Annotated in this window: 22 protein-coding genes and 2 tRNA genes; 15 read left to right on the top strand and 9 right to left on the bottom strand. The window is 58.0% G+C overall.

Annotation, left to right across the window (positions count from 1 at the left end):
- Nucleotides 1-17 precede the first annotated feature (17 nt).
- Complete coding sequence (locus GH784_RS20005; protein ID WP_065702485.1) at nt 18-1,877, bottom strand: PHA/PHB synthase family protein; 1,860 nt, start codon at nt 1,875-1,877, stop codon at nt 18-20.
- A gap of 138 nt (nt 1,878-2,015) precedes the next feature.
- Here GH784_RS20005 and GH784_RS20000 point away from each other — a divergent pair, with 138 nt between their 5' ends.
- Nucleotides 2,016-2,438, top strand: coding sequence for a hypothetical protein (locus GH784_RS20000; protein ID WP_080863740.1), 423 nt, complete (start codon nt 2,016-2,018; stop codon nt 2,436-2,438).
- A gap of 385 nt (nt 2,439-2,823) precedes the next feature.
- Here the strand turns inward: GH784_RS20000 and fnrN are convergent, their stop codons facing one another.
- Nucleotides 2,824-3,549, bottom strand: coding sequence for a transcriptional regulator FnrN (fnrN, locus tag GH784_RS19995; protein WP_003515395.1), 726 nt, complete (start codon nt 3,547-3,549; stop codon nt 2,824-2,826).
- A gap of 212 nt (nt 3,550-3,761) precedes the next feature.
- Between fnrN and hemN the strand changes: the two genes are divergently transcribed.
- The 8 genes from hemN to GH784_RS19950 all read left to right on the top strand — a co-directional run bounded on the left by hemN (nt 3,762) and on the right by GH784_RS19950 (nt 11,874).
- A complete protein-coding gene (hemN, locus tag GH784_RS19990; protein WP_065702486.1) occupies nt 3,762-5,111 on the top strand; it encodes an oxygen-independent coproporphyrinogen III oxidase in 1,350 nt (449 codons plus the stop codon).
- 114 nt (nt 5,112-5,225) lie between these two features.
- On the top strand, nt 5,226-5,510 hold the full coding sequence (locus GH784_RS19985; protein WP_019566223.1) for an acyl carrier protein: 285 nt from the start codon (nt 5,226-5,228) through the stop codon (nt 5,508-5,510).
- A gap of 89 nt (nt 5,511-5,599) precedes the next feature.
- The gene (locus tag GH784_RS19980) at nt 5,600-6,079 is read left to right on the top strand and encodes a hotdog family protein (protein WP_003515392.1); all 480 of its coding nucleotides are present in this window, start codon (nt 5,600-5,602) and stop codon (nt 6,077-6,079) included.
- 209 nt (nt 6,080-6,288) lie between these two features.
- Nucleotides 6,289-7,485 carry a beta-ketoacyl-ACP synthase gene (locus tag GH784_RS19970; protein WP_003515391.1) on the top strand — a complete coding sequence of 399 codons (1,197 nt, stop codon included), beginning with the start codon at nt 6,289-6,291 and terminating at the stop codon, nt 7,483-7,485.
- 12 nt (nt 7,486-7,497) lie between these two features.
- Entirely contained in the window at nt 7,498-8,781 is a 1,284-nt protein-coding gene (locus tag GH784_RS19965) for a beta-ketoacyl-ACP synthase (protein ID WP_003515389.1), read from the top strand.
- Between the two features lie 152 nt (nt 8,782-8,933).
- Complete coding sequence (locus GH784_RS19960) at nt 8,934-9,962, top strand: zinc-binding dehydrogenase (protein WP_065702487.1); 1,029 nt, start codon at nt 8,934-8,936, stop codon at nt 9,960-9,962.
- Between the two features lie 4 nt (nt 9,963-9,966).
- Nucleotides 9,967-10,896, top strand: a complete 930-nt coding sequence (locus GH784_RS19955; RefSeq protein WP_019566226.1) for a lipid A biosynthesis lauroyl acyltransferase — start codon at nt 9,967-9,969, stop codon at nt 10,894-10,896.
- Between the two features lie 279 nt (nt 10,897-11,175).
- Nucleotides 11,176-11,874 (top strand): hypothetical protein, encoded by a 699-nt coding sequence (locus tag GH784_RS19950; protein WP_013636202.1) that lies wholly within the window; start codon nt 11,176-11,178, stop codon nt 11,872-11,874.
- A 43-nt stretch (nt 11,875-11,917) separates the two neighbouring features.
- On the opposite strand, the gene GH784_RS19945 is transcribed toward GH784_RS19950, so the two are convergent.
- Complete coding sequence (locus GH784_RS19945; RefSeq protein WP_065702550.1) at nt 11,918-12,721, bottom strand: TSUP family transporter; 804 nt, start codon at nt 12,719-12,721, stop codon at nt 11,918-11,920.
- A gap of 179 nt (nt 12,722-12,900) precedes the next feature.
- On the opposite strand from GH784_RS19945, the gene GH784_RS19940 reads away from it, so the two are divergent.
- The 5 genes from GH784_RS19940 (at nt 12,901) to recJ (ending at nt 19,076) form a co-directional block, all read left to right on the top strand.
- A complete protein-coding gene (locus tag GH784_RS19940; RefSeq protein WP_065687344.1) occupies nt 12,901-13,860 on the top strand; it encodes a nucleoside hydrolase in 960 nt (319 codons plus the stop codon).
- A gap of 300 nt (nt 13,861-14,160) precedes the next feature.
- Entirely contained in the window at nt 14,161-15,381 is a 1,221-nt protein-coding gene (locus tag GH784_RS19935) for an LL-diaminopimelate aminotransferase (protein WP_003515379.1), read from the top strand.
- Nucleotides 15,382-15,442: 61 nt separating this feature from the next.
- Nucleotides 15,443-16,753, top strand: coding sequence for a homoserine dehydrogenase (locus GH784_RS19930; protein ID WP_003515377.1), 1,311 nt, complete (start codon nt 15,443-15,445; stop codon nt 16,751-16,753).
- A gap of 186 nt (nt 16,754-16,939) precedes the next feature.
- Complete coding sequence (locus GH784_RS19925; protein ID WP_025593517.1) at nt 16,940-17,164, top strand: hypothetical protein; 225 nt, start codon at nt 16,940-16,942, stop codon at nt 17,162-17,164.
- A gap of 103 nt (nt 17,165-17,267) precedes the next feature.
- Complete coding sequence (gene recJ, locus GH784_RS19920) at nt 17,268-19,076, top strand: single-stranded-DNA-specific exonuclease RecJ (protein ID WP_083211497.1); 1,809 nt, start codon at nt 17,268-17,270, stop codon at nt 19,074-19,076.
- A 129-nt stretch (nt 19,077-19,205) separates the two neighbouring features.
- Here recJ and GH784_RS19915 read toward each other — a convergent pair.
- The 6 genes from GH784_RS19915 to GH784_RS19890 form a co-directional block, all read right to left on the bottom strand.
- Nucleotides 19,206-19,280 (bottom strand) — tRNA-Glu (locus GH784_RS19915).
- Between the two features lie 451 nt (nt 19,281-19,731).
- Nucleotides 19,732-19,806, bottom strand: a tRNA-Glu gene (locus GH784_RS19910).
- A gap of 447 nt (nt 19,807-20,253) precedes the next feature.
- Nucleotides 20,254-21,027 carry an amino acid ABC transporter ATP-binding protein gene (locus GH784_RS19905; RefSeq protein ID WP_003515372.1) on the bottom strand — a complete coding sequence of 258 codons (774 nt, stop codon included), beginning with the start codon at nt 21,025-21,027 and terminating at the stop codon, nt 20,254-20,256.
- A gap of 12 nt (nt 21,028-21,039) precedes the next feature.
- Nucleotides 21,040-22,197 (bottom strand): amino acid ABC transporter permease, encoded by a 1,158-nt coding sequence (locus GH784_RS19900; protein ID WP_013636194.1) that lies wholly within the window; start codon nt 22,195-22,197, stop codon nt 21,040-21,042.
- Between the two features lie 3 nt (nt 22,198-22,200).
- Nucleotides 22,201-23,397, bottom strand: coding sequence for an amino acid ABC transporter permease (locus tag GH784_RS19895; RefSeq protein WP_065702488.1), 1,197 nt, complete (start codon nt 23,395-23,397; stop codon nt 22,201-22,203).
- Nucleotides 23,398-23,504: 107 nt separating this feature from the next.
- Nucleotides 23,505-24,527: an amino acid ABC transporter substrate-binding protein gene (locus tag GH784_RS19890; RefSeq protein WP_003515366.1), complete on the bottom strand. Its 1,023-nt coding sequence runs from the start codon at nt 24,525-24,527 to the stop codon at nt 23,505-23,507.
- 376 nt (nt 24,528-24,903) lie between these two features.
- Here GH784_RS19890 and GH784_RS19885 point away from each other — a divergent pair, with 376 nt between their 5' ends.
- Nucleotides 24,904-26,091, top strand: a complete 1,188-nt coding sequence (locus GH784_RS19885) for a cystathionine beta-lyase (RefSeq protein ID WP_065660920.1) — start codon at nt 24,904-24,906, stop codon at nt 26,089-26,091.
- Nucleotide 26,092 lies beyond the last annotated feature (1 nt).

The raw sequence follows: 26,092 nt of genomic DNA, 5'->3' as shown, positions 1-26,092 counted from the left end.
TGAGAGGTGGGGGCTGGTCAGGACAGGACGTAGGTTCCGGGTGCATCACCGAGCACTGGTCGCTTGCCGTCTCCCGGCGCCCTTGCCTTTACCTTCTCGCCATTCTGGCTTTCGATCCAGTTTTGCCAGTGCACCCACCATGATCCCTTGTGGGCCGTGGCTGCGGTCTGCCAGGCATCGAAGTCTCCGGATGGTGATGCGCCTGTCCAATATTGGTATTTTTCGGATTGCGGCGGATTGACCACACCGGCTATGTGGCCGGAAGCGCCGAGCACGAATTCCACGGGGCCGCCGAACAGTGCCGCCCCCGTGAAGACCGATTTCGCTGGCGCGATATGGTCGTCGCGGGTGGCTAGATCATAGACGGGGATTTTTATGTCGCCGAGGTTGATCCGCTTGTCCGCCACGCGCATCAGCCCGCGGGCGAGATTGTTGTCGAGATAACAATTGCGCAGATAGAAGGAATGGCAGGCAGCGGTCACCCGGGTAGAATCTGAATTCCAGTAGAGGAGATCGAAGGGCAGGGGTTCCGTGCCGCGCAGATAATTATCGACCATATAGGGCCAGATGAGATCGGAGGCGCGCAGCATGTTGAAGACTGTGGCCATGATCGAGCCATCGAGATAACCGACGGCCTGCATGTGCCTGTCGAGCGCGGCGAGCTGGCCTTCGTCGATGAAGACCTTGAGGTCACCGGCATGGATGAAATCCGTCTGGGCGGCGAGAAGTGTGGCGCTGCGAATGCGCTCATTGCCTTCCTGCGCATGCAATGCCAGGGCCGAAGACAAAAGCGTGCCGCCGACGCAATAGCCGATGGCGTTGATCTCTTTTTCGTCGGTTTGCTCCTCGATCGTGTCGAGGGCAAAATCGATACCTTCGCGGATATAGTCCTCCCAGCCCTTGTCGGCCAGCCTGGCGTCCGGGTTGATCCACGAGACCATGAACACGCTGTGACCCTGATCGAGACACCATTTAACGAAGGATTTCTGTGGGTTGAGATCGAGGATATAAAATTTGTTGATCCATGGCGGCACGATGAGCAGCGGCCGTTTGAAGGCCTTTTTCGTCGTCGGCGCGTAATGGATGATCTCGCAGAGCGGGCTTTTGGCAACCACCTTGCCTGGTGTGATGGCGATGTTCTGGCCGATGACGAATTTGCTGTAATCGGTCTGGCGCAGTTTCAGATGGCCGTGGCCGGCCGCGACATCTTCGGCAAGCTGTGCCATGCCCTTGACGAGATTGGCCCCGCTGGACGCGACCGTCTCGCGGAAGACCTGCGGATTGGTGAAGACGAAGTTGGCCGGCGAGAGGGCTTCCGTCACCTGGCGCATGTAAAACAACGCCTTGGTGCGGGTGTGCTCGTCCAGCCCTTCGGCTTCCATAACCATCCGGTCGGCAAAACCGACGGTGGTCTGATAGGCTTTGAGGAGAAAATCGAAAAATGGATTGGCCTGCCAGTCCGCGTCGGCAAAACGCCTGTTCTTTCGCTCTGCCGGGCCGGTCTCCGCGGCCTTTTCCGAGCGGGAATCGGCATCTTCCGAAAACTGCGCCACCGATTTTGTCCACAGATCGTAATAGCTGGAAAGCAGATGGGTCTGCGCTTCGAGCGAGCGCTTCGGTTCAGCCATCCAATATTCGGCGACGTCGGACAGCGTCTTGACGAGGTCGGTCATCGGATCGGCGCTGGTCTGCGGAATTTCACCGCGTTCGCGGGGTGCCAGCCATTCGGACGCGGCTTTGCCGAGATTTTCCAGCGCGCGGGCGATGTTGACCGCAAAGGCTTCCGGGTCGCGGATCAGGTAAGCCTCGGCGGAGGTGGCGTCGAAACCGGGCGTTTTGCCACCCTTTTTCTCTGCCCCGCCGTCAACACCTGCCATGCGCTGTCCTCCACCAAATTTGTGTTTGCACATTCTGCATGAAAACGAATACAAGTTCCACCAGCAAGGGGAGGCCACGAAGAGCCGAACCGCAGTCGAATTCGATATCGGCGATATCCTTACAGGCGGAACATGACGATGGGCAAGCACATGGGTACATGGGGAAGATTTGCGGAAAATGCTGGAAGGATCGCCCTTCTTTCGCTTTCCGGCGCCATGCTCGTTACAGTACTTGCCGCCTGCAAGACCCCGGCACCGATCGTCGCACCGGCCCATATGCCCCACCCGCAAGCCCAAATCGTCGGCCCGCGTCCCGTCAGCGACAATGTGGTGAGCCAGAGACGCGATACCGGCACCTATCCAAGCTTTTCAGCACCGATTACGGCTGCCGGCAGCCAGATGGGGGATGACGAGGCGTCCAAAATGGAATCGAACCTGTCGCGCCTCGGTGCTGCACGCCGCAACGGCCAGATTTCGGAAGCTGAATACAAACGCCGAGTCGCGGAATTGCGGGCGCTTGGCGAAAACCAGAAGCCGGTTGCGACGCCTGCTACGCAATGAGGTTCTTCCGTTCGTCGTTCTGGGGCCTTTACCGAGAATCGACAACCTGTGGATCTCGAGATTCGCTCGGCACAAGGCCGAGGATAACGGCAATCCTTGTGCTTCATTCTGTTACCAAGCCGTTCTCATAACCCCTTATTTACCCTGCCTTTGAACCATCTGCTTACTGAAGATGTTAAGCGGATGGATGCGCTTTGCCGCTTATGATGCGGTCATAACAAACAGGCCGCTGAAAAAGCGGTAGACAGGGTGAAATATCATGAGATGCATCGCTGCTTTGCTGGTTCTTGCCGGTTTTGCGCTCGCACCCGCGCAGGCGCGGGCGCCGTACATCAACATCGGAACGTCAGCGCCGCAGGGACGATGAAAAGTTGAAAAACGCCGGTCAGTCGTTTCCGGCGGCTTCGCTGAGCATATCGAGGTCCGGCACTGTAATATGACGGTTGTTCTCGATGCTGATCGTGCCTTCCTTGCGCAGCTTAGTCATTTGCCGGCTAACTGTTTCGATGGTGAGACCAAGGAAGTCAGCTATGTCTGCGCGCGATAGCGGCAGGTCGAACGTTGATTTATCGTCCTTTTCCGGATCGATATGCGTGGCTATCATATATAGGAAGCTGGCAACCTTTTCCTGTGCCGATTTTCGGCCAAGTGTCAGCATCCAGTCGCGCGCCTCATCCAGTTCCTTCAGAGACTGGCTGTGAAGCTTACGTTCCATATCCGGCACTTCGGAAACCATGCGGTCGACGATGCGGCGCGGGAACAGGCAGATTTCCACATCGGTTGCGGCTTCCGCCGTCATCTTGCTTTCCGCCATGAACGGGCGGCCGAGAAAATCCGGCGCAAATTGCAGGCCGACGATCTGCTGGCGGCCATCCGACATCATCTTCGAGAGCTTCACCACGCCGTTGAGAATGTTGCCGTAGGAGCTGACGAGCTCCCCCTGGGCAAGCAGCTCGTTGCCCGCTTCCAGCTTCTTACGGCTGGAATGACGGTTGAGGTCGCAGAGCTGCTGCGGCGTCAACGTGCTGCAAAGACCACCGTGACGCGCCTCGCAGGAGCGGCATACGACGGGATATTCCGAATTGTGGATGGTCTTCTGTAGCGTGTCCATCAGCCTTTTCCGATGCTGGCTTTAAGGGACGAATGCGACCGCAGGTGTAAAATCCGGTCTTTTCGAAGGCTTGCGCCGCGTAGTCGTCGCCCCCGCGTCTACTTTAGCAAGAACTTAAGGTGCAATTTGATTGAAGTCAAAGTTGCAAACTGTCGCAGCCGTTACTGAAGGGGAGGAAATCGACATTTTCTTGATAAAAGGCAAATCCGGGGATGAATACCGAACTTCTTCGCAAATATTCGGGCGCCGTGCCGCGTTACACAAGCTATCCTACCGCGCCGCACTTTCACGAGGGAATCGATAATGGCACCTATCGCCGCTGGCTCGGCGAGCTTGGTCACCGGAACCGGATATCGCTTTACCTGCATATTCCCTATTGCGACCGGCTGTGCTGGTTCTGTGCCTGCCACACCAAGCACACGCTGAAATACGAGCCGATTGCCGTTTATCTTGAGGCACTTAAGCGGGAGATAGCAGCCGTCGGCTCGCTTGTTTCCCCCGATGCAGTGGTCAGCGCGGTGCATTTTGGCGGCGGTTCTCCCACTATGCTGCGGCCTGAAGACATGGTGGGCCTGATGGACTGCCTAAGACGCCATTTCACCTTTGGTCTGGCGCCCGAAATCAGTGTGGAAATGGACCCGAACGATCTTGACGAAAGTCGCTATGACGCGCTTGCCGTCATCGGCATGACGCGCGCGAGCCTCGGTGTGCAGGACTTTGATGACAAAGTGCAAAAAACCATCAACCGGATTCAGACCTTCGAGCAGACGGAATCGGTGGTAGATGCCGTGCGGGCAAGGGGCGTTCACTCGGTCAATTGCGACATTCTCTATGGCCTGCCGTTCCAGACCTGCGAGACATTGCAACAGACGGTTGACCAGATCATCTCACTCGACCCCGACCGGATCGCGCTGTTCGGTTATGCGCATGTTCCGTGGATGAAAAAACACCAGTCGCTGATCCCTGAACAGGCGTTGCCAGATATTGCCGAGCGCTACCGCCAGATGACGATGGCGGCGGAGATGCTCGGCAAGGCGGGTTACAGGGCAATCGGGATCGATCACTTCGCCAAGCCCGCCGACACTCTGAGCCGGGCGGTCGAGACGGGGGAGCTGCGGCGGAATTTTCAGGGCTACACCACTGACACGGCCGATGCCCTGATCGGGCTTGGTGCATCCGCGATCGGCCGGTTGCCCCAGGGCTACGTGCAGAACATGGTGGCGACGGGGGAATATCAGCGGATGGTGGGCGAGGGTGGTTTCGCGGTTCTCAAGGGAATAGAATTGTCCGAGGAGGATCACCTGCGCTCCTATGTCATCGAGCGGCTGATGTGCGATTTTTTGCTCGATCTGGGCGATTTGAAGCGGCGTTTTGGCAAGGCCAGCCATTCCGTCAGCATGGAGGCGCAGCTTTTCGCTGGCGGCGACAGGGACGGTGTGGTGCGGATGGATGGCGATGTTTTTGCCGTGACGGAGGCGGGAAAACCCTTTGTCCGTCATATCGCGGCAACCTTCGACGCCTATCTCGGCAGCGGACGCGGCCGTCATTCGGTTGCTGTTTAGGCAACAGTTTTAAGGCAAATTTCAAAGTTACGTCACGAAACCATTGGCTTTTTTGTGCGACTTGCCTATGTGGTGCGTCAGACAGGATATTTAATACGAACGACAATAAGGATTATGGGCGTGACAGCTACATTCGACAAGGTTGCCGACATTATCGCCGAAACCAGCGAAATCGACCGCGAAACCATTACGCCGGAAAGCCACACGATCGACGATCTGGGCATCGACAGCCTCGACTTTCTGGATATCGTTTTCGCCATCGACAAGGAATTCGGTATCAAGATTCCGCTCGAGCAGTGGACGCAGGAAGTCAACGAAGGCAAGGTTACCACCGAAGAATATTTCGTGCTGAAGAACCTCTGTGCCAAGATCGACGAATTGCGCGCAGCCAAGGGCTGAGGCGATAATGCCCGCTTCGAGCGGGCATTTCTTTTTCTGGACCTGACCTTCAGGGACGGGTCGTAACCGACCAGAAACGGGCCGGACGGATGCTGCTTGAATATTTTCAGATGATCGACAAGGTCGAAGCCGTGGACATGGCGACGCGCACATTGAAGGCGCGGTCTGTCGTTCCCGACAAAAGCCCGGTTTTCGAGGGACATTTCCCCGGCATGCCGCTGGTTCCGGGCGTGCTTCTGATCGAGACCATGGCGCAGGCTTCCGGCATGATGGTTCTGGCGTTCAGCGATTTTTCCGCCATGCCCTTCCTGATGTCGGTTGACGGCGCCAAGATGCGCACCTTCGTGGAGCCGGGCGCGGTTCTCGATATCGAGGCGGTGCTGGAACATGACGGTTCGGGTTTTGCAGTCACCAAGGCGAAGATCACTTGCGAAGGCAAGAAGGTCTGCGATGCGCAGCTGAAGCTCAGGACAATGCCTTTCAGCGAAATTCCGCTCGCGCCTATCGTCAGGAAGCGGGCCGAGGAAGTCGGCCTGATGGCGGCGATTGTCGCGGATGCGCAAAAATAAGCGCTTCCGCTGATGCCGGGAGACGGCATTTTTCCCCTAGACCCGGTTTTGATTCACGAAAATCGTGGGCTTGTGCTGGCGGATCGGGCCTTCACCATTGCCAATCCGCATCGCGCGCTTTATTCCGCAACGCATGGAGTGGTCGTTTGCGACCGCTGTTGGATAGCCGTGACCGCTTCAATGGGTCAGGCTGCAAAGGATGACAGACGATGAAATCTGACAATGATGTGGTGATAACCGGGGTCGGCATCGTGACCTGTCACGGCGTCGGCAGCCAGGCGCATCTTGCGCTTCTTTCGGGAACTGCGGCGCCGGCAACGGTGATCGAGACCGAAAAGTTCAAACCCTATCCGGTTCATCCCATGCCGGAGATCGACTGGTCCACGCAGATTGCCAAGCGCGGCGACCAGCGCCAGATGGAAAACTGGCAGCGTCTCGGCGTTTTTGCCGCCGGCCTCGCGCTTGATGATGCAGGGCTGAAGGAAAACCCGGAAGCCTGCGCTACCATGGACATGATCGTGGCTGCCGGCGGTGGCGAGCGCGACATCAATGTCGATACGCTGATTGTCGATGAGGCGCTGAAGCGCAACGACCGCGAAGTGCTGCTCAACGAGAAGCTAACGACGGAATTGCGTCCGACCCTGTTTCTCGCCCAGCTTTCCAATCTGATGGCCGGTAACATTTCCATCGTTCACAAGGTCACAGGGTCCTCCCGTACCTTCATGGGCGAGGAAGCAGCCGGCATTTCCGCAGTCGAGACTGCGTTTCACCGTATCCGTTCCGGCGAATCCAGCCACGCCCTGGTGGGCGGCGCCTTCTCGGCCGAGCGCCCGGACATGATCCTGCTGTTTGAAGCGATCGGCGCGCATGCGCAGGGCGATTGGCAGCCGCTTTGGTCGCGTGGCGGCCAGGACGGCGGCGGCATGATTTCCGGTTCGCTGGGAGCCTTCCTGGTGCTGGAATCGCGCAAGCACGCCAGTGAACGCGGCGCACGCATCTATGCCCGCATCGACGCCATCGAGGGCGATCGTGGTAGCCGTGATGACGGCAAGATGGAAAAGCGCATGGAACGGCTGCTTGCCCCTGCAAAGGACAGTGCTGCGACCGTCGTGTTTTCCGGTGCGAGCGGTTACGACGCCGTGACGCAGCGTGAAAAGAATATTCTCGAAAAAGCTTTGCCGCAGGCCGTCATTCGCGGTTTCGGCGGTATCACCGGCCATGGACTTGAAGCACAGTTCCCGCTTGGGCTGGCGCTTGCTGCCCTGACGCTTGAAAGCGGCGCGAAGGTTCCTACTTTCGATGGCGCCGCGGAAAAGCCTATGGGCGAGGCGGCCAGCGAAGCGGTCGTCACCACCGTCGGCCATGTTCGCGGCGAAGGTGTCGCCGTTCTGTCCCGTGACGTGTGAGGAGAAAAGACCATGACTTCCAACTTCAAGGATCATCTCGGTCGCCCGATCGTTGCAGTCACCGGTATGGGCATCATCACATCGCTCGGGCAGGGTCTTGCCGATAACTGGGCGGCTCTGACTGCGGGCAAGTCGGGCATCCACAAGATTACCCGCTTCCCGACGGAGGGGCTTTCTACAAGGATCAGCGGCACCGTCGATTTCATCGACATCCCGGTTCCGAATTCCGTCGAGCGCTCTTATGCCTTTGCACGCGAGACAACCATTGAGGCTTTGGCGCAGGCCGGCATATCGGGCGATTTCGATGGCCCGCTGTTTCTGGCTGCACCACCGATCGAGCCGGAATGGAGCGCGCGTTTCGAGCTTGCCGACCGGTCTCCGCCGGCCGCCCAGCCGGGTGATGCCTATGAACGGTTCCTGACGGCTTTCCGTCAACGTCCGGACCCGGCGTTTCAGGAAGCGGCTCTTTTCGGCGCGATTTCGGAGCGTCTTTCGGACCGCTTTGGTACACGCGGCCTGCCGGTCACGCTCTCGACGGCCTGTGCATCCGGCGCGACCGCAATCCAGCTTGGTGTCGAGGCTATCCGCCAGGGCCGCACTGAGCGCGCGCTGACGGTTGCTACAGACGGTTCGGTCAGCGCCGAAGCGCTGATCCGCTTTTCGCTTCTTTCGGCGCTGTCGACCCAGAATGAGCCGCCGGAAAAGGCATCCAAGCCGTTCAGCAAGGACCGCGACGGTTTCGTGATCGCCGAAGGTGCGGCAACGCTGGTGCTGGAATCGCTGGAATCGGCAATTGCGCGCGGCGCGAAGGTTCTCGGCATCATCAAGGGCGCCGGCGAGAAGGCCGACAGCTTCCACCGCACGCGTTCCTCGCCAGATGGCGGCCCGGCGATCGCGACGATCCGCGCCGCACTTGCGGATGCGGGTGTTGCTGAAAGCGATATCGGCTACATCAACGCCCACGGCACCTCGACGCCGGAAAACGACAAGATGGAATATGGCTCGATGCTTGCCGTCTTCGGCGAAGGCCTGAAAGACATTCCGCTGTCATCCAACAAGTCGATGATCGGCCATACGCTGACGGCGGCCGGTGCTGTGGAGGCGGTGTTCTCGTTACAGACCATGCTGACCGGCACCCTGCCGCCGACGATCAACTACAACAACCCCGATCCGACCATTTCGCTCGATGTGGTGCCAAATGTGAAGCGGGACGCGACGGTCAATGCCGTGCTTTCCAACTCCTTCGGGTTCGGCGGGCAGAATGCCAGCCTTGTCATGACGCGTGAACCGGCTTAACCGGTTCCGCCAGAAGACAGGGGCGTTTCCGGCCTGAACGAAGCCCGGGAACGCTCTCGCTGGTGTGACTACACATTCCGACCGCAAAACCGTTACAGAGTTTTGCTGGAATTACTCTTGAGATAGACGCCTCCGGGCGAAGGACTAAAAACATGCGCGCTCTTCAACTCGTGGACGACCGGAAGCTCGAAAAAGTGGACCTGCCTGAACCCGATGCACCAGGTCCGGGCGAGGTGACGCTGCGCATCAAGGCCGTGGCGCTGAACCACATCGACGTCTGGGGCTGGCGCGGCATGGCTTTTGCCAAGCGCAAGATGCCGCTGACCATCGGTGCTGAGGCTTCGGGCGTAGTGGAGGCCATTGGCCCGGGCGTTTCGAATGTGCTGCCTGGCCAGCTCGTCGCGATCTACGGCGCGCGCACCTGCGGGATCTGCAAGCCGTGCCGTGAAGGCCGTGACAATCTTTGTGAACATGTTCAGGGCGTGCACGGTTTCCATCTCGACGGCTTTGCGCAGGAAAAGATCAATATTCCCGCCCGCCAGCTCGTTCCGGCGCCGCATGGCGTCGATGCCATCGGCGCGGCTCTGGCGCCTGTGACCTTCGGCACGGTCGAGCACATGCTGTTTGACAATGCCAAGCTGGAATCGGCCGAAACGATCCTCGTGCATGCCGGCGGTTCCGGTATCGGCACGGCGGCGATCCAGCTGGCCAAGAAGATGGGCTGCACCGTCATCACCACCGTCGGCTCCGACGACAAGATCGAACGGGCGAAGGCCCTGGGTGCCGATCACGTCATCAACTACCGGACCGACCGTTTCGAAGGCGTCGTGCGAAAGCTGACGAAAAAGAAGGGTGTAGACGTGGTGTTCGAGCATGTCGGCAAAGACACCTGGGCGGGATCGATGTTCTCGCTGAAGCGTGGCGGCCGTCTCGTCACCTGCGGCTCAACCTCAGGCGTATCGACCGATATCAACCTGATGATGCTGTTCCAGCAGCAGCTGAAGCTGCTCGGCTCCTTCGGTTGCCGCATGGAAAACATGGCCAACGCCATGCAGAAGATGGCGCGCGGCATCGTTCATCCTGTTATCGACACAGAAGTCACCTTCGAGGATATCGACCGGGCGCTGGAGCGCATGGAAACGCGCCAGGTATTCGGCAAAATCGTTCTGCGGATGGATTGACGCCTTGAAACTGTTCATTACGCGGATCGTCCTGAAGCTGGACCATTTCCGGCAATGGCTGATTGCGACGTTTGCCTTCGGCCTTCTCAATCTGCTGAAGATATTTCCAGCTGACGCGGGAATTCGCGCTGCAGACAGGCTGGCGCGCTTCGTGGGGCCGAAAACTGGCCGCCACAAGCTGATGCTCTACAATCTGGCGCGCGCCTTTCCGGAGAAATCCGAAGAGGAGCGGCTTACCATCGCAATGGACAGCTGGGGCAGCATGGGGCGGCTTGCGGCGGAATATGTCTTTCTCGACAGGCTGTTCGATTTCGATCCGGAAAATAGCGAGCCGGGCCGTATCCGGGTCGAGGGTATTTCGACCTTTATCGAGCTTCGCGACAACCCGCGGCCCTTCATCGTATTTACTGCCCATAGCGGCAATTTCGAATTGTTGCCGGTGGCCAGTTCTGCCTTCGGTCTGGATGTGACGGTGCTGTTCCGGCCGCCGAATAATCCTTTCGTGGCCGACAAGGTGTTCAAGTTCCGCAAGGAACGCATGGGCAATCTCGTGCCGTCGCATGCCGGCTCTTCCTTCGCGCTTGCGCGGCAGCTGGAAAGGGGCGGCGGTGTCGGCGTGCTCGTCGACCAGAAGTTCGGCAAAGGCTTGACGACGAAGTTCTTTGGCCATGAGGTGCGCACCAACCCGCTTCTTGCCAAGCTGGTGCGGCAGTTCAATTGCGATGTCTATCCCGCCCGCTGCGTGCGTCTGCCTGATAACCGCTACCGGCTGGAAATAGAGCCGAGGGTTGAAATTCCGCGCGATGAAAAAGGAAATGTCGATATTCAGGCGACGGCGCAGCTTTTGAATGACAAGGTGGAAAGCTGGGTCCGCGAATATCCCGAACAATGGCTGTGGTATCACGACCGTTGGGACGTTAAACACCAGATCTGATTATTTGCAGCGCGGCCGAATTTCTAGTGATTTTTTACAGAATTCGGCCGTAAAATTGCGTTTTTAAGTATTTTTACTTATTAGTGGAACCTTATTTTTCGTTCATGGATTATCGAAATTGAAAAAATAGCAGTAGCTATGATAGTTTAGAGATTAATCCCTGCGGCGGACCTGCGTGTCGTTACGTCATTTTTTACTGCACAGACGCTACAATGAGGGGATAAGTGTCTATCCATTCGGATTGGGAGCGGGCTGTTTGCCCGTTCAGGGAGAGTTGGGTTGAAAGATTTGATTGAGCTGTTCTGGCTGCGTTATACGGAACTGCAATCAGCGGTTGGTAAGAACGAGGCCGACAAGATCGCAGTGCTGGAGCGTGAACTGGAGCTGCTGCTTGATCGGGTCATCGGGCGTAAGACCGGCAGTTCCGAGGACATTCGTGAGCAATTCCGTTTCGCCATCGACCTCCTCAATCACGAGGCGGAAGACCTCGGCTGCGTGCAGCGCAATTCCGATCTTTTGAGAACGCTGGTCGACCGCTATGTCGGCATGCCGCTCAAGGCAAAGGTGATCGGCGACGAGGACGAGGACATCCTGGAGTGGCACCACCGCCATCTCATTCTCGATGAGGATATGCTGAACGACCTCGACGAGCCCGTGGTCGTCGTCTCTCCCGGTTATCGGGTATCATTCTCCAATGGGATCGATGCTTTTCCGCGCAATACGCCGGAAGGGCCTTTGGGATGTCATATCGCCGAGCTTGTCGGAGTGCACCGTTTTCAGAACGATCTGCGGGAGAGGCTCGACAATTGCTTCAAGGGCGGTACGTCGAAATACACCTATGCCGAAGATCACGACGGCCATACGATCGTAAAATCGCTTGAAATGTCGCCCTGCTATTCCTCCAACTACAAGCTGGTTGGCGCAATGGTGGTCATCCGCGAAATCGCCGATCGTAGGCGCCGTCGCGCCACGGCATAAATTCACGGTCCGAACGCAAGCGTCGAGCCGTGTCCTTTTCCTGTCATTTCGGGAAGATGGTTTCCCAGATCGTGGCGATTGACCATGCGGATGATGCATCCGCAAGAAGCTTCGTCGCCATTGCCAGACAGGAAAGAACCAAAAGCGGGCGGATGATCTTCGCGCCGTTTTTCATCGCGAAACGCGATCCGATCTGCGCGCCGACGAACTGGCCGATGCCCATGGCGATGCCAAGCTTCCAGAGAACCGCGCCTCCAGCCGCAAAAACAACAAAGCCGCCGAAATTCGAACCCAGGTTCAGAAGCTTGGTATGGGCGGTTGCCTTCAGCATGCCGAAGCCGGCAAGCCCCACGAAGGCAAGCATGTAGAAGGAACCCGCGCCGGGGCCGAAAACGCCATCATAGAAACCCACGAGCGGTGCGGCGGTGAGGCCGAACACGAAAGGCGTGATGCGGCGATGGCTGTCGATATCGCTGAGCTGCGGCTTGAAGGCGAAATACAGAGCAATCGCGATCAGCAGAAAGGGCATGATGGTGCGCAGGAGGTCTGACGGCACGAAGGCGGCGGTGAAAGCACCGAGTCCGCCGCCGACCATCGCCATGATCGCCATCGGCAATTGTTCCCTCAGATTGACATGGCCGCGGCGGGCATAGGCAATGGTGGCCGACGCCGAGCCGAACTGCGATTGCAGCTTGTTGGTGCCGAGCGTATCGAGCGGTGGAATTCCCATGATCAGCATGGCCGGGATAGTGATGAGACCGCCGCCGCCGGCGATGGAATCGATAAATCCGGCAAAAATGGCGACGCAGAAAAGAACGAGGAAAACGTTGAAGGCGATGTCTTGCACTTGGCATGTCCAGGCGGGCTTAAGGGAGAGGGCCTCTTCTTTCACCGAAAAGATCGCCACGCAATATTTTTCTCTCCGATCCGGGACGGGCAGGGGGATTGCGGTGTTGCCGCTTATGGTTATGTTTCCGTGGCGCACCGCCAGACGCGGCGATGACGAGACATCAGGATGAGGGCATTATGCATAAAGTGATATTCGATACGGACCCCGGTGTAGATGATGCCATGGCGCTTCTTTTCCTGCACCGTCACCCCGATATCGATCTGATCGGCGTCACCACCGTCTTCGGCAACGCGCCCATCGACATCACCACCCGCAATGCGCTCTTCCTGAAACGGGAATGGCAGATGACGGCGCCGGTAGCGAAAGGTGCGGGCGTGACCTTCGATCCGGCCCGCAAGGAAGGCCACTGGCCGACTTTCATCCATGGCGAAAACGGTCTCGGCGATATCGATATTCCAGAGACCATCGATCTGCCGCTCGATCCGCGTCCCGCGCATCGCTTTATTATCGAGACGGTCAAGGCCAATCCCGGCGAGGTGACGCTGATCGCTGTTGGTCGCATGACCAATCTGGCCTTGGCGCTGCGCGAAGAGCCGGATTTTGCGGCATTGGTGAAGCAGGTGATCGTCATGGGCGGCGCCTTCGATATCAACGGCAATGTGTCCCCGGCGGCCGAGGCCAATATTCACGGTGATCCGGAAGCGGCCGATCTCGTCTTCACCGCGCCCTGGCGCGTGGTCGTCGTCGGCCTGGACGTGACGACGAAAACGGTGATGACCAGCGCCTTCATGGCCGAGATGGCAGAGGCGGGCGGCAAGCCGGTGCAGCTGCTTTCCGATCTGTCGCAATTCTACATCGATTTCTACAAGACCCGCACCGGCGATGGCATGGTGGTGCATGACAGCTGCGCCTGCGTTTACCTTGTCGCGCCCGAACTGTTCGAGACCCGCAGCGGCCCTATACGCGTCGTCTGCGGCGGGCTTGCCGATGGCCAGACCATTCAGAAGCCGGATGGCCGCGCCTTTCCGCCGGGCGACTGGGACGGGCATCCGAGCCAGCTCATCTGCACCGATATCAAGCCGGAGCAGGTGCTTTCCGTCATTCGCGCGGCAATTGTGAAGGGCGAGCGCGACTGAACGGCCGGAATGGCCGTTCTTGAGCATGGTCTGCCTTGCATTTTCCAAGAATCTGGCGTTATGCAGGTTTCCTGATTACATTGCGCAATTCGCCTTGCCTGTGGTCTGAAAAGGCCGCGCCGGAGCCACAAGGCGGATGATCGCGATGCCGCGTGGACCGAGAAAACCGCTGTAGGTTTTCTTGTGCTTTGCGGTACAATGAATAGCGCCCGCCGGATCGGTTCGTGTCGGCGGCGTTTAACAACAAGAACGAACTTCGTTATGGGCCGGCAGAACCGGTCCATTTCCATGAGGAAAGTGATGGAAGAGTTTCATAAGGTCCGGCGTCTGCCGCAATACGTCTTCGAACAGGTCAACCGTTTGAAAGCGAGCGCGCGAGCGGCCGGGGCCGATATCATCGATCTCGGCATGGGCAATCCCGACCTTCCGACCCCAAAGGCGATCGTCGACAAGCTGTGCGAAGTCGTTCAGGACCCTCGCACCCATCGCTATTCCTCGTCCAAGGGCATTCCCGGCCTTCGCCGCGCGCAGGCTGGTTATTATGCCCGCCGGTTCGGCGTGAAGCTGAACCCCGATACGCAGGTCGTCGCGACCCTTGGTTCCAAGGAAGGTTTCGCCAATATGGCGCAGGCCATCACCGCGCCTGGTGACGTGATCCTGTGTCCGAACCCCACCTATCCGATCCACGCTTTCGGATTCCTGATGGCGGGCGGCGTTATCCGTTCCATGAATGTGGAGCCGGACGAGAGCTTCTTCGGGCCTCTGGAGCGGGCGGTGCGCCACTCCATTCCGAAGCCGCTGGCGCTGATCGTCAACTATCCGTCGAACCCGACGGCGCACGTTGCCTCGCTCGATTTCTACAAGGACGTGATCGCATTTGCGAAGAAACACGAAATCATCGTGCTTTCCGACCTTGCCTATTCGGAAATCTATTTCGACGACAACAATCCGCCGCCTTCGGTTCTCGAAGTTCCCGGTGCAATCGACGTTGCGGTGGAATTCACCTCCATGTCGAAGACCTTCTCCATGCCCGGCTGGCGCATGGGCTTTGCCGTTGGCAATGAGCGGCTGATCGCGGCGCTGACCCGCGTGAAGTCCTATCTCGATTACGGTGCCTTCACGCCGATCCAGGTTGCGGCGACGCACGCGCTGAACGGCGACGGCTCCGACATCGCGGAAGTACGCAGCGTTTATCGCCGCCGTCGCGACGTCATGGTCGATACGTTCGGCAAGGCGGGCTTCGAGGTTCCACCGCCGGCGGCAACGATGTTCGCCTGGGCGAAGATCCCGGAAAAGTTCCGCCATCTCGGCAGCCTTGAGTTTTCCAAGCTTCTGGTCGAGAAGGCAGACATTGCCGTTGCTCCCGGCATCGGCTTCGGCGAAATGGGCGATGATTACGTCCGCCTCGCGCTCGTTGAAAACGAGCATCGAATTCGTCAGGCAGCGCGCAATCTGAAGCGTTTCCTGTCGAGTGCTGACGAAACGATGCACAATGTCGTTTCGCTCAATGCCCACAGATAAGGGCAACCGAAGGCGGCCGGGCCCCGGCCGTCACCATCACCAGCAAATCAGGAACATACCCATGGCAGATTCATTGAGAATCGGCATAGCGGGGCTCGGCACTGTCGGCGCTTCGCTCGTGCGCATCCTCCAGCAGAGAAGCAACGAACTTGCGATTACCTGCGGACGCGCGATTGAGATTATTGCAGTGAGCGCGCGCGACCGTTCGCGTGACCGCGGCATCGATCTCAAGGGTATTACCTGGTTCGATACGCCGGAGCAGCTTGCAAACGAAGCCGATATCGACGTGTTGGTGGAACTGGTCGGCGGTGCTTCCGGCCAGGCGGAAAAAGCTGTGCGCGCGGCACTTTCGCGCGGTCTCCATGTGGTGACAGCCAACAAGGCGCTGCTTGCCAAGCACGGCGTCGAGCTGGCCACGATTGCCGAAGACAAGGGTGCGCTTCTCAATTTCGAAGCGGCTGTGGCCGGCGGTATTCCCGTCATCAAGGCGCTGCGTGAATCTCTCACCGGCAACAACGTGTCGCGCATCTACGGTATCATGAACGGCACCTGCAACTACATCCTGACCAAGATGGAGAAGGAAGGGCTGTCGTTCGAGGTCTGTTTGAAAGAAGCGCAGCGGCTGGGTTATGCCGAAGCCGATCCGGCCTTCGATATCGAGGGTAACGACACCGCCCACAAGCTCGCCATTCTGACGACGCTTGCCTTCGGCAACAAGATTTCGGCCGACGACATCTATCTCGAAGGCATCACCAACATCTCCAGCGAGGACATTCAGGCGGCCGCCGAGCTCGGTTATCGCATCAAGCTTCTCGGCGTGGCGCAGGTGACCGAATCCGGTATCGAGCAGCGGGTGCATCCGACCATGGTGCCGCTCGATTCCGTTATCGCGCAGGTTGATGGCGTCACCAATGCGGTGGCGATCGAGTCCGATATTCTTGGCGAGCTTCTGATGGTTGGCCCAGGTGCGGGCGGCAATGCCACGGCCTCTGCCGTGCTCGGTGACATCGCCGATATCGCCAAGAGCCGTCCCGGTGCCCAGCAGGTTCCGGTGCTCGGCCGTCCGGCGAAGTCGCTGACCGATTATCGTCGCGCCAAGATGAAGAGCCATGAAGGCGGCTATTTCATCCGGCTGACGGTGAAGGATCAGGCGGGCGTCTTCGCCTCCATCGCTACCCGCATGGCGGATAACAACATCTCGCTGGAATCCATCGTGCAGCGCCAGCGCGTGCATGTGGAAGGCGCGCCGCAGACGATTATCCTCGTGACCCACGCGACGATGGAAGATGCGATCCGCAAGGCCGTCAAGGCGATCAAGAACGAGAAATATCTGGTCAGCGAGCCGCAGGTCATCCGCATCGAGCGGACCTGAGACGCTTTACGATTTTTCTGAATTTGAGGGCCGCGCCACCACATGGAGGCGCGGTCTTTTTTCTCCCGAAACCCATTTTGGCGGCCACCGGATAAGCCGCCATAAAATTTGAGGGATCGCCTCAGAACCGCTGGAAAACAACGCGATTCGGCTCTATGGTTAATCATGTTACCAAGCGAGGGAGGCGTGGCTGTGACATCGATTATCCTTTTCAAGGACAGTAAGCGCGAAAGCGTTCTGGCCGCCCATCATCGGGCGCGGCCTCACAATGCCAACGACAATATTCGAGGCATGGAATTCGATATTGCCGAATATGAGCGCAACTGGTGTTCACTTGCGGTGTTTTCCCTGTTGCTGCTGGTCGGCGCGGTATCGATCGTCAGCCCGTTTTTCTCGATTTTCTCGGTGTGAAACCTCATACGGGCGTTTTTGCTTGAAAAAGGCGCCATCGCCATTTAGCCCGTTGTCATGACAAGGCGCGGATACGCATTCGCATGACAGGACGATGGACAGGATGGCAATGATGGAGCCGGCCGATACGGTGGTCCGCGCATTTCTAAGCGTGGAGCGGTCGGCGACAGACCAACGTTGGGTTTCGCGGCTGGATCAGGCCGCACAGAACCGTGCGCTGGCCATGTCCCAGATCCATGCTATTCCCGAACTGATTGCCCGGGTGCTGGCCGGGCGAGGGGTGGGGGTGGATGAGGCTCTCGCTTTCCTCGATCCGACCATTCGCTCATTGATGCCCGACCCGCATGTGCTGACAGATTGCGAAAAGGCTGCCGAAAGGCTGGTCCATGCCATCGAGACCGGCGAGAAGGTGGCGATCTTCGGCGATTATGACGTCGATGGCGCCGCGTCTTCCGCGCTGATGTATCGGTTTCTCGCGCATTTCGGGCTGACGCCGGAAATCTATATTCCAGATCGTATTTTCGAGGGTTATGGGCCGAACCCGGCGGCGATGCAGCAGCTTGCCGCCAATGGCGCGACCCTGATCGTGACGGTCGATTGCGGCTCCACCAGCCATGAATCTCTGAATGCCGCAAAGGATGCGGGAACAGATGTGGTGGTGATCGATCACCACCAGGTCGGTTCGGAACTGCCGCCGGCGGTGGCGCTGGTCAATCCCAACCGCGAAGACGATCTTTCGGGGCAGGGGCATCTCTGCGCCGCAGGCGTGGTGTTTCTGGTTCTGGTCGCCACCCTCAGGCTGTTGAAGGACAGGCGCAACAGACAGGCGTTCACGATCGATCTGCTGGCGCTGCTGGATATAGTCGCACTCGCAACCGTATGCGACGTGGTGCCCTTGAAGGGGCTGAACCGCGCCTATGTGGTAAAGGGGTTGATTGCCGCGCGCCATATGAACAATGCCGGGCTGGCGGCGCTGTTCAGAAAGGCGGGGTTGGGCGGGCCGGTGACACCTTATCATTTCGGTTTCCTGATCGGGCCACGAATAAATGCCGGTGGCCGTATTGGCGATGCCGCACTGGGTAGCCGTCTGCTTACACTCGACGACTCGTCACAGGCGGACGTGATTGCCGAAAAGCTGGATGAGCTGAACCGCGAGCGACAGGCGATGGAAGCCGTGATGCTGGCGGAAGCCGAAGCGGAAGCGCTTTATGAGTATGGCGACGGGTCTGGCGCTGGCGTCATCGTTACCGCACGGGAAAACTGGCATCCTGGCATCGTTGGACTGCTCGCCTCACGCCTCAAGGACCGTTTCCGCCGCCCGGCCTTTGCCATCGCTTTCGATCCCTCTGGCAAGGGTACAGGCTCCGGCCGCTCGATCAATGGTTTCGATATGGGCAGAATGGTCCGCGCCGCTGTGGATGCCGGCCTGCTGGTCAAGGGTGGCGGTCACGCCATGGCCGCGGGCCTGACGGTGGAACGCGCCAATCTCGGCAAACTCCGAACCTTCTTCGAAGAAGCTGCCGCAAAGACGGTGAGCGAGCTGGTGGAAAGCAGCGTGCTGAAGATCGACGGTGCGATTGGCGCGTCTGGCGCGACCCTGCAGCTTGTCGATCAGCTGGAACAGGCTGGTCCTTATGGCTCCGGCCATTCTCAGCCCATTTTTGCCGTACCTGCCCACCGGCTGCGTGATGTGCGTCTGGTCGGCACCTCACACGTCAAGATCACGCTGGAGGCCATGGATGGTTCACGGCTGGACGGCATCGCATTCCGCGCCGCAGAGGCCCCTCTGGGGCAGATGCTGCTGAATGCGCGTGGCAGGTCCATCCACGTGGCAGGCACCGTGGGTGCCGATCTCTGGCAGGGCCAGAGGCGTGTGCAGCTGCGTGTTCTGGACGCGGCTTTCGCGCCCTGACAGTCGGCACAGATCGAGACTTGATTTTACGGGAAAAGCTGAAGGACGGCCGGAAACGGCATGAATTCTCTATCTCACACATCACGTGAAGATTTGAACGCATAATACTGATTTTCAAGGAGAAGCAAGTGGCACGCCCTAGGGGAGTCGAACCCCTCTTTTCAGAATGAAAATCTGACGTCCTAACCGATAGACGAAGGGCGCGTGCGCTTGTGGTGTGGCGCCCTTATAGTCAGGCTCCCGTTGCTCCGCAAGCGGAAAAATTGATTTTTTCCGCTTCGTGACGAGTTTTTTTATGGAGGCCGGACCGGCTGTGGAAAACTGCGCCGGGACTGGCCAAGGCCTTGAAATTTCGCCGCTATCGCTGCGCGCCGGCAATGCCTTCATGACTCGTGGAAGGCCTCGGGGTGTGGTTTTCCAACCCATAGCTGGCATCTGCTGCCCGCCAGAATGAACCGACGCTGTGATTTGGCTGGAAGGTGAAAGGCAAGCCGGTCGATTTGCCCGCTGGCGATTCATCCGGCTTGCCTTCCATCGGGGGGACAGCACTCTAACGTACCGCCCGGGAATCGGTTCCGGCGCATCAATCAAGCGTGACGAATTCGCTATCTGCGAAGCTGCTTTATATTTTCGAAGGGGGAAACACGAAGTCAAGTGGCACGCCCTAGGGGAGTCGAACCCCTCTTTTCAGAATGAAAATCTGACGTCCTAACCGATAGACGAAGGGCGCGTGCGCTTGTGGTGTGGCGCCCTTATAGTCAGGCTCCCCGTGGTCCGCAAGCGGAAAAATGCATGATTTGACAAAAAAATGACATTGGCTGTCAGAACCCTTGGAAAACAAGGATTTCCGTTTCGTAACAAATGGTTAAACGGAGGTCGGCTTGGCAGTTTCAGTGCTTCTCGCGGATGAAGAACAGTGTGAAACGACGATTTGCAGAGGTCGGTGATTCACTCAACGGGGCTTCTGGTGCGAAAGAAGTCATCAAAATGAATGGCGAACCTTGCCAAACATTCCGGCGTCACCCTTGGGTATTTCCCGAGATCCGCAACCGCTCGATTTTGTTGACTTAGATCCTTAGGACAAGCCCATGGATGAGGTCGAGCGTGGAGAGGCTGTCGTCAAATGAAAACGGGGCCGAAATGGCCCCGTTCCATGATGTTAGCTGATTGCAGCGTCTCAGTGCAGGATCTGGCTGAGGAACAGCCTCGTGCGCTCGTGCTGGGGATTGTCGAAGAATTCGGCAGGCGAATTCTGTTCGACGATCTGGCCCTGGTCCATGAAGATGACGCGGTTTGCGACCTGGCGGGCAAAGCCCATTTCGTGGGTCACGCACAGCATCGTCATGCCGTCTTCGGCAAGGCTGACCATGGTATCAAGCACTTCCTTGACCATTTCCGGGTCAAGCGCTGAGGTCGGCTCGTCAAACAGCATGATCTTCGGCTTCATGCACAGCGAGCGGGCGATCGCCACGCGCTGCTGCTGACCGCCGGAGAGCTGGCCAGGGTATTTATGCGCCTGTTCGGGGATCTTGACGCGCTTCAGATAGTGCATCGCCACTTCTTCGGCTTCCTTCTTGGGCATCTTGCGAACCCAGATCGGCGCCAGCGTGCAGTTTTCCAGAATCGTCAGGTGCGGGAAGAGGTTGAAGTGCTGGAACACCATGCCGACTTCACGACGCACCTCATCGATCTTCTTCAGATCGTTGGTGAGTTCGATACCGTCGACGTTGATCGTGCCCGACTGATGTTCTTCCAGCCGGTTGATGCAGCGGATCATGGTCGATTTGCCCGATCCAGAAGGGCCGGCGATGACGATACGCTCGCCCTTCATCACCTTCAGGTTGATGTCGCGCAGGACGTGGAAGTCGCCATACCACTTGTTCATGCCGACGAGTTCGATTGCCACGTCCGTTGTCGAAACGGCCAGTTTTTTTGTTTGGGTTTCTGCCATTTTGAGCGTCCCTTATCGTTTATGCCCGGTGTCGAGGTGCCGTTCCATGAACAGCGAATAACGCGACATGCCGAAGCAGAATATCCAGAATATGAAACCGGCGAAAATATAGCCCGTCATTGCGGTAACGGGTGTCGCCCAGTTCGCATCCGATTGGTTGAGTGTGACAATGCCAAGCAGGTCGAACATGCCGATGATCGAGACCAGCGACGTGTCCTTGAAAAGACCGATGAACGTGTTGACGATGCCCGGAATGACGAGCTTCAGCGCCTGCGGCAGCACGATCAGCCGGGTTTTCTGCCAATAGTTCAGGCCGAGCGAGTCTGCCCCTTCATATTGCCCCTTCGGGATGGCCTGCAAGCCGCCACGGATCACCTCCGCCATATAGGCGGACGAGAAGAGCGACACGCCGACCAGAGCGCGCAGGAACTTGTCGAAGGTCCAGCCGTCGGGAAGGAACAGCGGCAACATGATGCTGGCGAAGAACAGGACGGTGATCAGAGGAATACCTCTGATAACTTCGATGAAAAGCACGCACAGCATTTTGATTACCGGCAGGTTCGACCGGCGGCCAAGCGCCAGAAGAATGCCGAAGGGCAGGGACACTGCAATTCCGAAGAAAGACAGGATCAGGGTAACCATCAGGCCGCCCCAGAGCTGCGTTTCCACCACCGGCAGGCCGAAGACGCCGCCGATGAGGAGGAAAAACGCAATGACTGGCAGGATGATGAAAAGCGCCAGCGCATTGAGCCGCTTGAACGGCGCTTTCGGAATGAGCATTGGCACCAGGAGGATGGTGAACATGACCATCACAAGGATAGGACGCCAGCGTTCATCGATCGGGTAACGGCCGAACATGATCTGGCCGAACTTCGCCGAAACGAAGGCCCAGCATGCGCCGGACTGGCCATCGGCCAGCGCACCGCCCTGGGAGGCGGTGAGGCAGGCGATGCGATCCGTACCGGTCCATACCGCGTCTACGAACAGCCACTTGAAGATTGGTGGCAAAAGATAGGCGAGGAACGCGATGGCAAGAACCGTAAGGACGGTGTCCTTCGGCGTGGCGAAAAGTTTAGTGCGCAGCCAATGGCTGATACCAACCGCGCTTGAAGGCGCGGGTTTGGCTTCTTCAATGGTGTGGCGCACGAACGCGTGATTGCTGATCGTCATCTATTATCTCTCCACCAGGGCCATTTTCGCGTTCAACCAGTTCATGACCACGGCCGTGAGAATGGACAGCGAGAGATAAAGAACGAGCCAGATAGCGACAACTTCGACCGCCTGTCCCGTCTGGTTCAGGATCGTACCGCCAACGGAGACGATGTCGGCGAAACCGACCGCGACCGCAAGCGACGAGTTCTTGGTCAGGTTGAGATACTGGCTTGTCAGCGGCGGGATGATGATGCGCATCGCCTGAGGAACGACGATCAGACGTGTCGTCGTGCTGGCGCGAAGACCCAATGCCTCCGCTGCCTCGGTCTGCCCTTTTGCCACGGCCTTGATGCCACCGCGAACGATCTCGGCGATAAAGGAAGCGGTGTAGAAGGAGAGCGCCAGAAACAGCGACATGAATTCAGGTGCGACGACCGAACCACCCGCAAGGTTGAACCGCCCGGCAATCGGGTAATCGAATGTCAGGGGTGAGCCGAGCGCGAGGAATGTCGCAGCCGGAAGGCCGATGATGAGAAGTGTTGCGGTGATGCCGGTGCGGAACTGCTCGCCGGTTCTTTCCTGCCTGGCCTTCGCCCAGCGATAAATGAAGACGCTGAGGACGATGGCGACCACAAAAGCGAGCGGTATCAGCCACGTCCCTTCGCCCCAGAGAGGCTTTGGAAAGAAGAAGCCACGATTGTTGAGGTAGGTTCCAAGCGGAAGCTGCAGCGAATCGCGGGCCTGAGGCAGAACGGAGATGACGCCCTTGTACCAGAAGAAGATGACGAGCAGGGGCGGGATGTTGCGGAAGATTTCCACATAGGCCTGCGCCAGCTTCGAGATCAGCCAGTTGTTGGACAGACGGGCGATACCGACGATGAAACCGATGATCGACGCGGCGATGATGCCGAAAAATGCGACCTGAATCGTGTTGAGAATACCAACGAGCAATGCCCGGCCATAGGTCGCATCGCTGGTGTAAGCGATCAGCGACTGGCCGATATCGAAGCCGGCTCTTCCATTAAGGAAGCCGAAGCCGGACGAAATGTTTGACCGTTGAAGATTTGTGATCGTATTCGTCACGATGATCCAGACGAAGGCGGTCAGGATGACGACTGTCAGAACCTGATAAAAAATTCCGCGTATGCGTGGATCGTAAATGAGTGACGACGCGCTTTGCGCGCGCGATCGTTGCGAACTGACCGCGTTGCCTGCCATAGGCACCTTTCCCTTTTATATGCTCTTTGCGAGCTTATTCTATAATTTCAAGTGGAGGCCGGGCATTGCCCAGCCTCCCTTCAGTCCTTAGCCAACGATAGTGCCGATCAACGAACCGGCGGTGCGTATTGCAGGCCGCCCTTGGTCCAAAGCGCGTTCTGGCCACGCTCGATCTTCAGCGGCGAGCCGGCGCCAACGTTACGGTCGAAGACTTCGCCGTAGTTGCCGACCTTCTTGACGATGTTGTAGGCCCAGTCGTTCGTCACGCCGAGATCGGTACCGATCTTGGTGCCTTCTTCAGTGCCAAGCAGACGCTTGATATCAGGGTTGGCGCTGTTCTTCTGCTCGTCGACGTTTTTCGACGTGATGCCCAGCTCTTCGGCGTTGACCATCGCGTAGTGAACCCACGTCACGATGTCGAACCACTGGTCGTCGCCCTGGCGAACGGCCGGTCCAAGCGGCTCCTTGGAGATGACTTCAGGCAGAACGATGTTGTCATCGGGGTTCTTCAGCTTGAGACGGATAGCGTACAGACCGGACTGGTCGGTGGTGTAAACGTCGCAACGGCCGGAATCATAAGCCGAAGTCGCATCGGATTCCTTTTCGAAAACAACCGGGTTGTACTGCAGGTTGTTGGTCTTGAAGTAGTCGGCAAGGTTGAGCTCGGTGGTCGTGCCGGTCTGAACGCAGACGGCGGCGCCGGAAAGCTCAAGCGCGGACTTCACGTTGAGGCCCTTCTTGGCGATGAAGCCCTGGCCGTCATAATAGTTGACGGTACGGAAGTTGAAGCCGAGCGATGTGTCGCGGCTGATCGTCCAGGTGGTGTTACGGGTCAGAACGTCGACCTCGCCAGACTGGAGAGCCGGAAAACGGTCCTTGCTCGAAAGAGCGACAAATTTAGCCTTTGTAGGATCGCCGAAAACCGCAGTGGCAATACCGCGGCAATAGTCCACGTCGATGCCGGACCATTCGCCCTTGTCATCGGGATTGGAAAATCCCGGAATGCCAGCGCTCACGCCGCAGGTGACGAAACCTTTCGACTTCACGTCCTGAAGCGTCGCAGCCGAAGCGACCGAGGCTCCTCCCAAAACTGCTGCGCCGATAACGGCCGACAGAATTGCCTTTTTCATTTTTCCCAACCTTTGTTTGTTATCGTCAATCGGAAGAGGACCGGCATATTGTTTTTGCCCCAGCTCCCCCCTTCAGCAGATCTTTTCGATCCGCTTTTTCTATCACAATCGTAATTGGCAGCGGGGTCAAGACATGCTGACAATAATTGTGCCTATAAAACGGAATTTTCCAAATTTTGGTCGGGAAGTGTGCAAAGGGTGAAAATATAAGCATATTTTTGCGGAAAAATACACTTGCACGATTTTTGTATACTTCTTGTATGCTGTTGCCGGGTGGATCAATCCTCCCATCTACGAATGTTCTGCGGGACTTGACCTTGCCTCCGGCTCTCCGCATTGTCGCTCGCGTCAATATCCCTTCGAAAGCTGATCTGAAATGACCAAGACCAATGACCTGCTTTCCACCGCAGGTATGAATACGCGCCTGACCCATGGCGGCAACGATCCCGCCGACTGTTTCGGTTTCGTCAATCCGCCCATCGTGCGCGGTTCTACCGTGCTTTTCCCCGATGCCGAGACGCTTTCGACCGAAAACCAGAAATACACCTATGGCACCCACGGCACGCCGACGACCGATGCGCTATGCAATCTCGTCAACGAGCTGGAAGGTTCTTTCGGAACCATTCTCGTGCCATCGGGCCTTGCAGCGATCACCGTGCCGTTCCTAGCCTATCTTGGCGCCGGCGATCATGCGCTGATCGTCGATTCGGTTTATTTTCCCACACGCCGCTTCTGCAACACGATGCTGAAGAAGCTTGGTGTGGAGGTGGAGTATTACGACCCGGCCATCGGGACGGGTATCGAAGCGCTGATCCGCCCGAATACCAAGCTGGTGCATCTTGAAGCGCCGGGTTCCAATACCTTCGAGATTCAGGACGTTCGGCTGATCACCGAGATCGCCCACAGGCACGATTGCGTCGTGACGATGGACAATACCTGGGCGACACCGCTTTATTTCAAGCCGCTCGATTTCGGTGTCGATGTTTCCATCCATGCCGCCACCAAATATCCGTCAGGTCATTCCGATGTCCTGATGGGCTTTGTTTCCGCCAATGAAAAGCACTGGAAGACGCTTTATCAAGCGAACACCAATCTTGGCATCTGCGTGACGCCTGATGACGCCTATCAGATCCTGCGCGGCATGCGCTCCATGGGCATTCGGCTTGCGCACCACCAGAAAAGCGCCCTCGACATCGCCACCTGGCTGGAAAGCCGCGACGACGTCGTGAGCGTTCTGCATCCGGCGCTGCCGAGCTTTGCCGGGCATGAACTCTGGAAGCGCGATTTCAAGGGCGCGAGCGGCGTATTTTCCTTCGTGCTGAAGGCCGAAGAGGGCAAATACAAGCAGACTGCGGCGGCATTCCTGAATGCGCTGACCTTCTTCGGGCTCGGCTATTCCTGGGGTGGATACGAATCGCTTGCCGTGTCGGTGTCGCTTGTCGACAGGACGATTGCCAAAGGCCCGTCGGAAGGTCCGGTCATCCGTCTGCAGATAGGGCTTGAAGATATCGCCGACCTCAAGAAGGATCTCGAGGCCGGGTTTGCTGCGGCAGCCGAGGTCTAAC

It is taken from the genome of Agrobacterium tumefaciens (assembly GCF_009649785.1).
Taxonomy (GTDB): domain Bacteria; phylum Pseudomonadota; class Alphaproteobacteria; order Rhizobiales; family Rhizobiaceae; genus Agrobacterium; species Agrobacterium tumefaciens.
The sequence above is the reverse complement of the archived record's forward strand: the minus strand, read 5'-3'. Positions and strand labels throughout refer to the sequence as shown.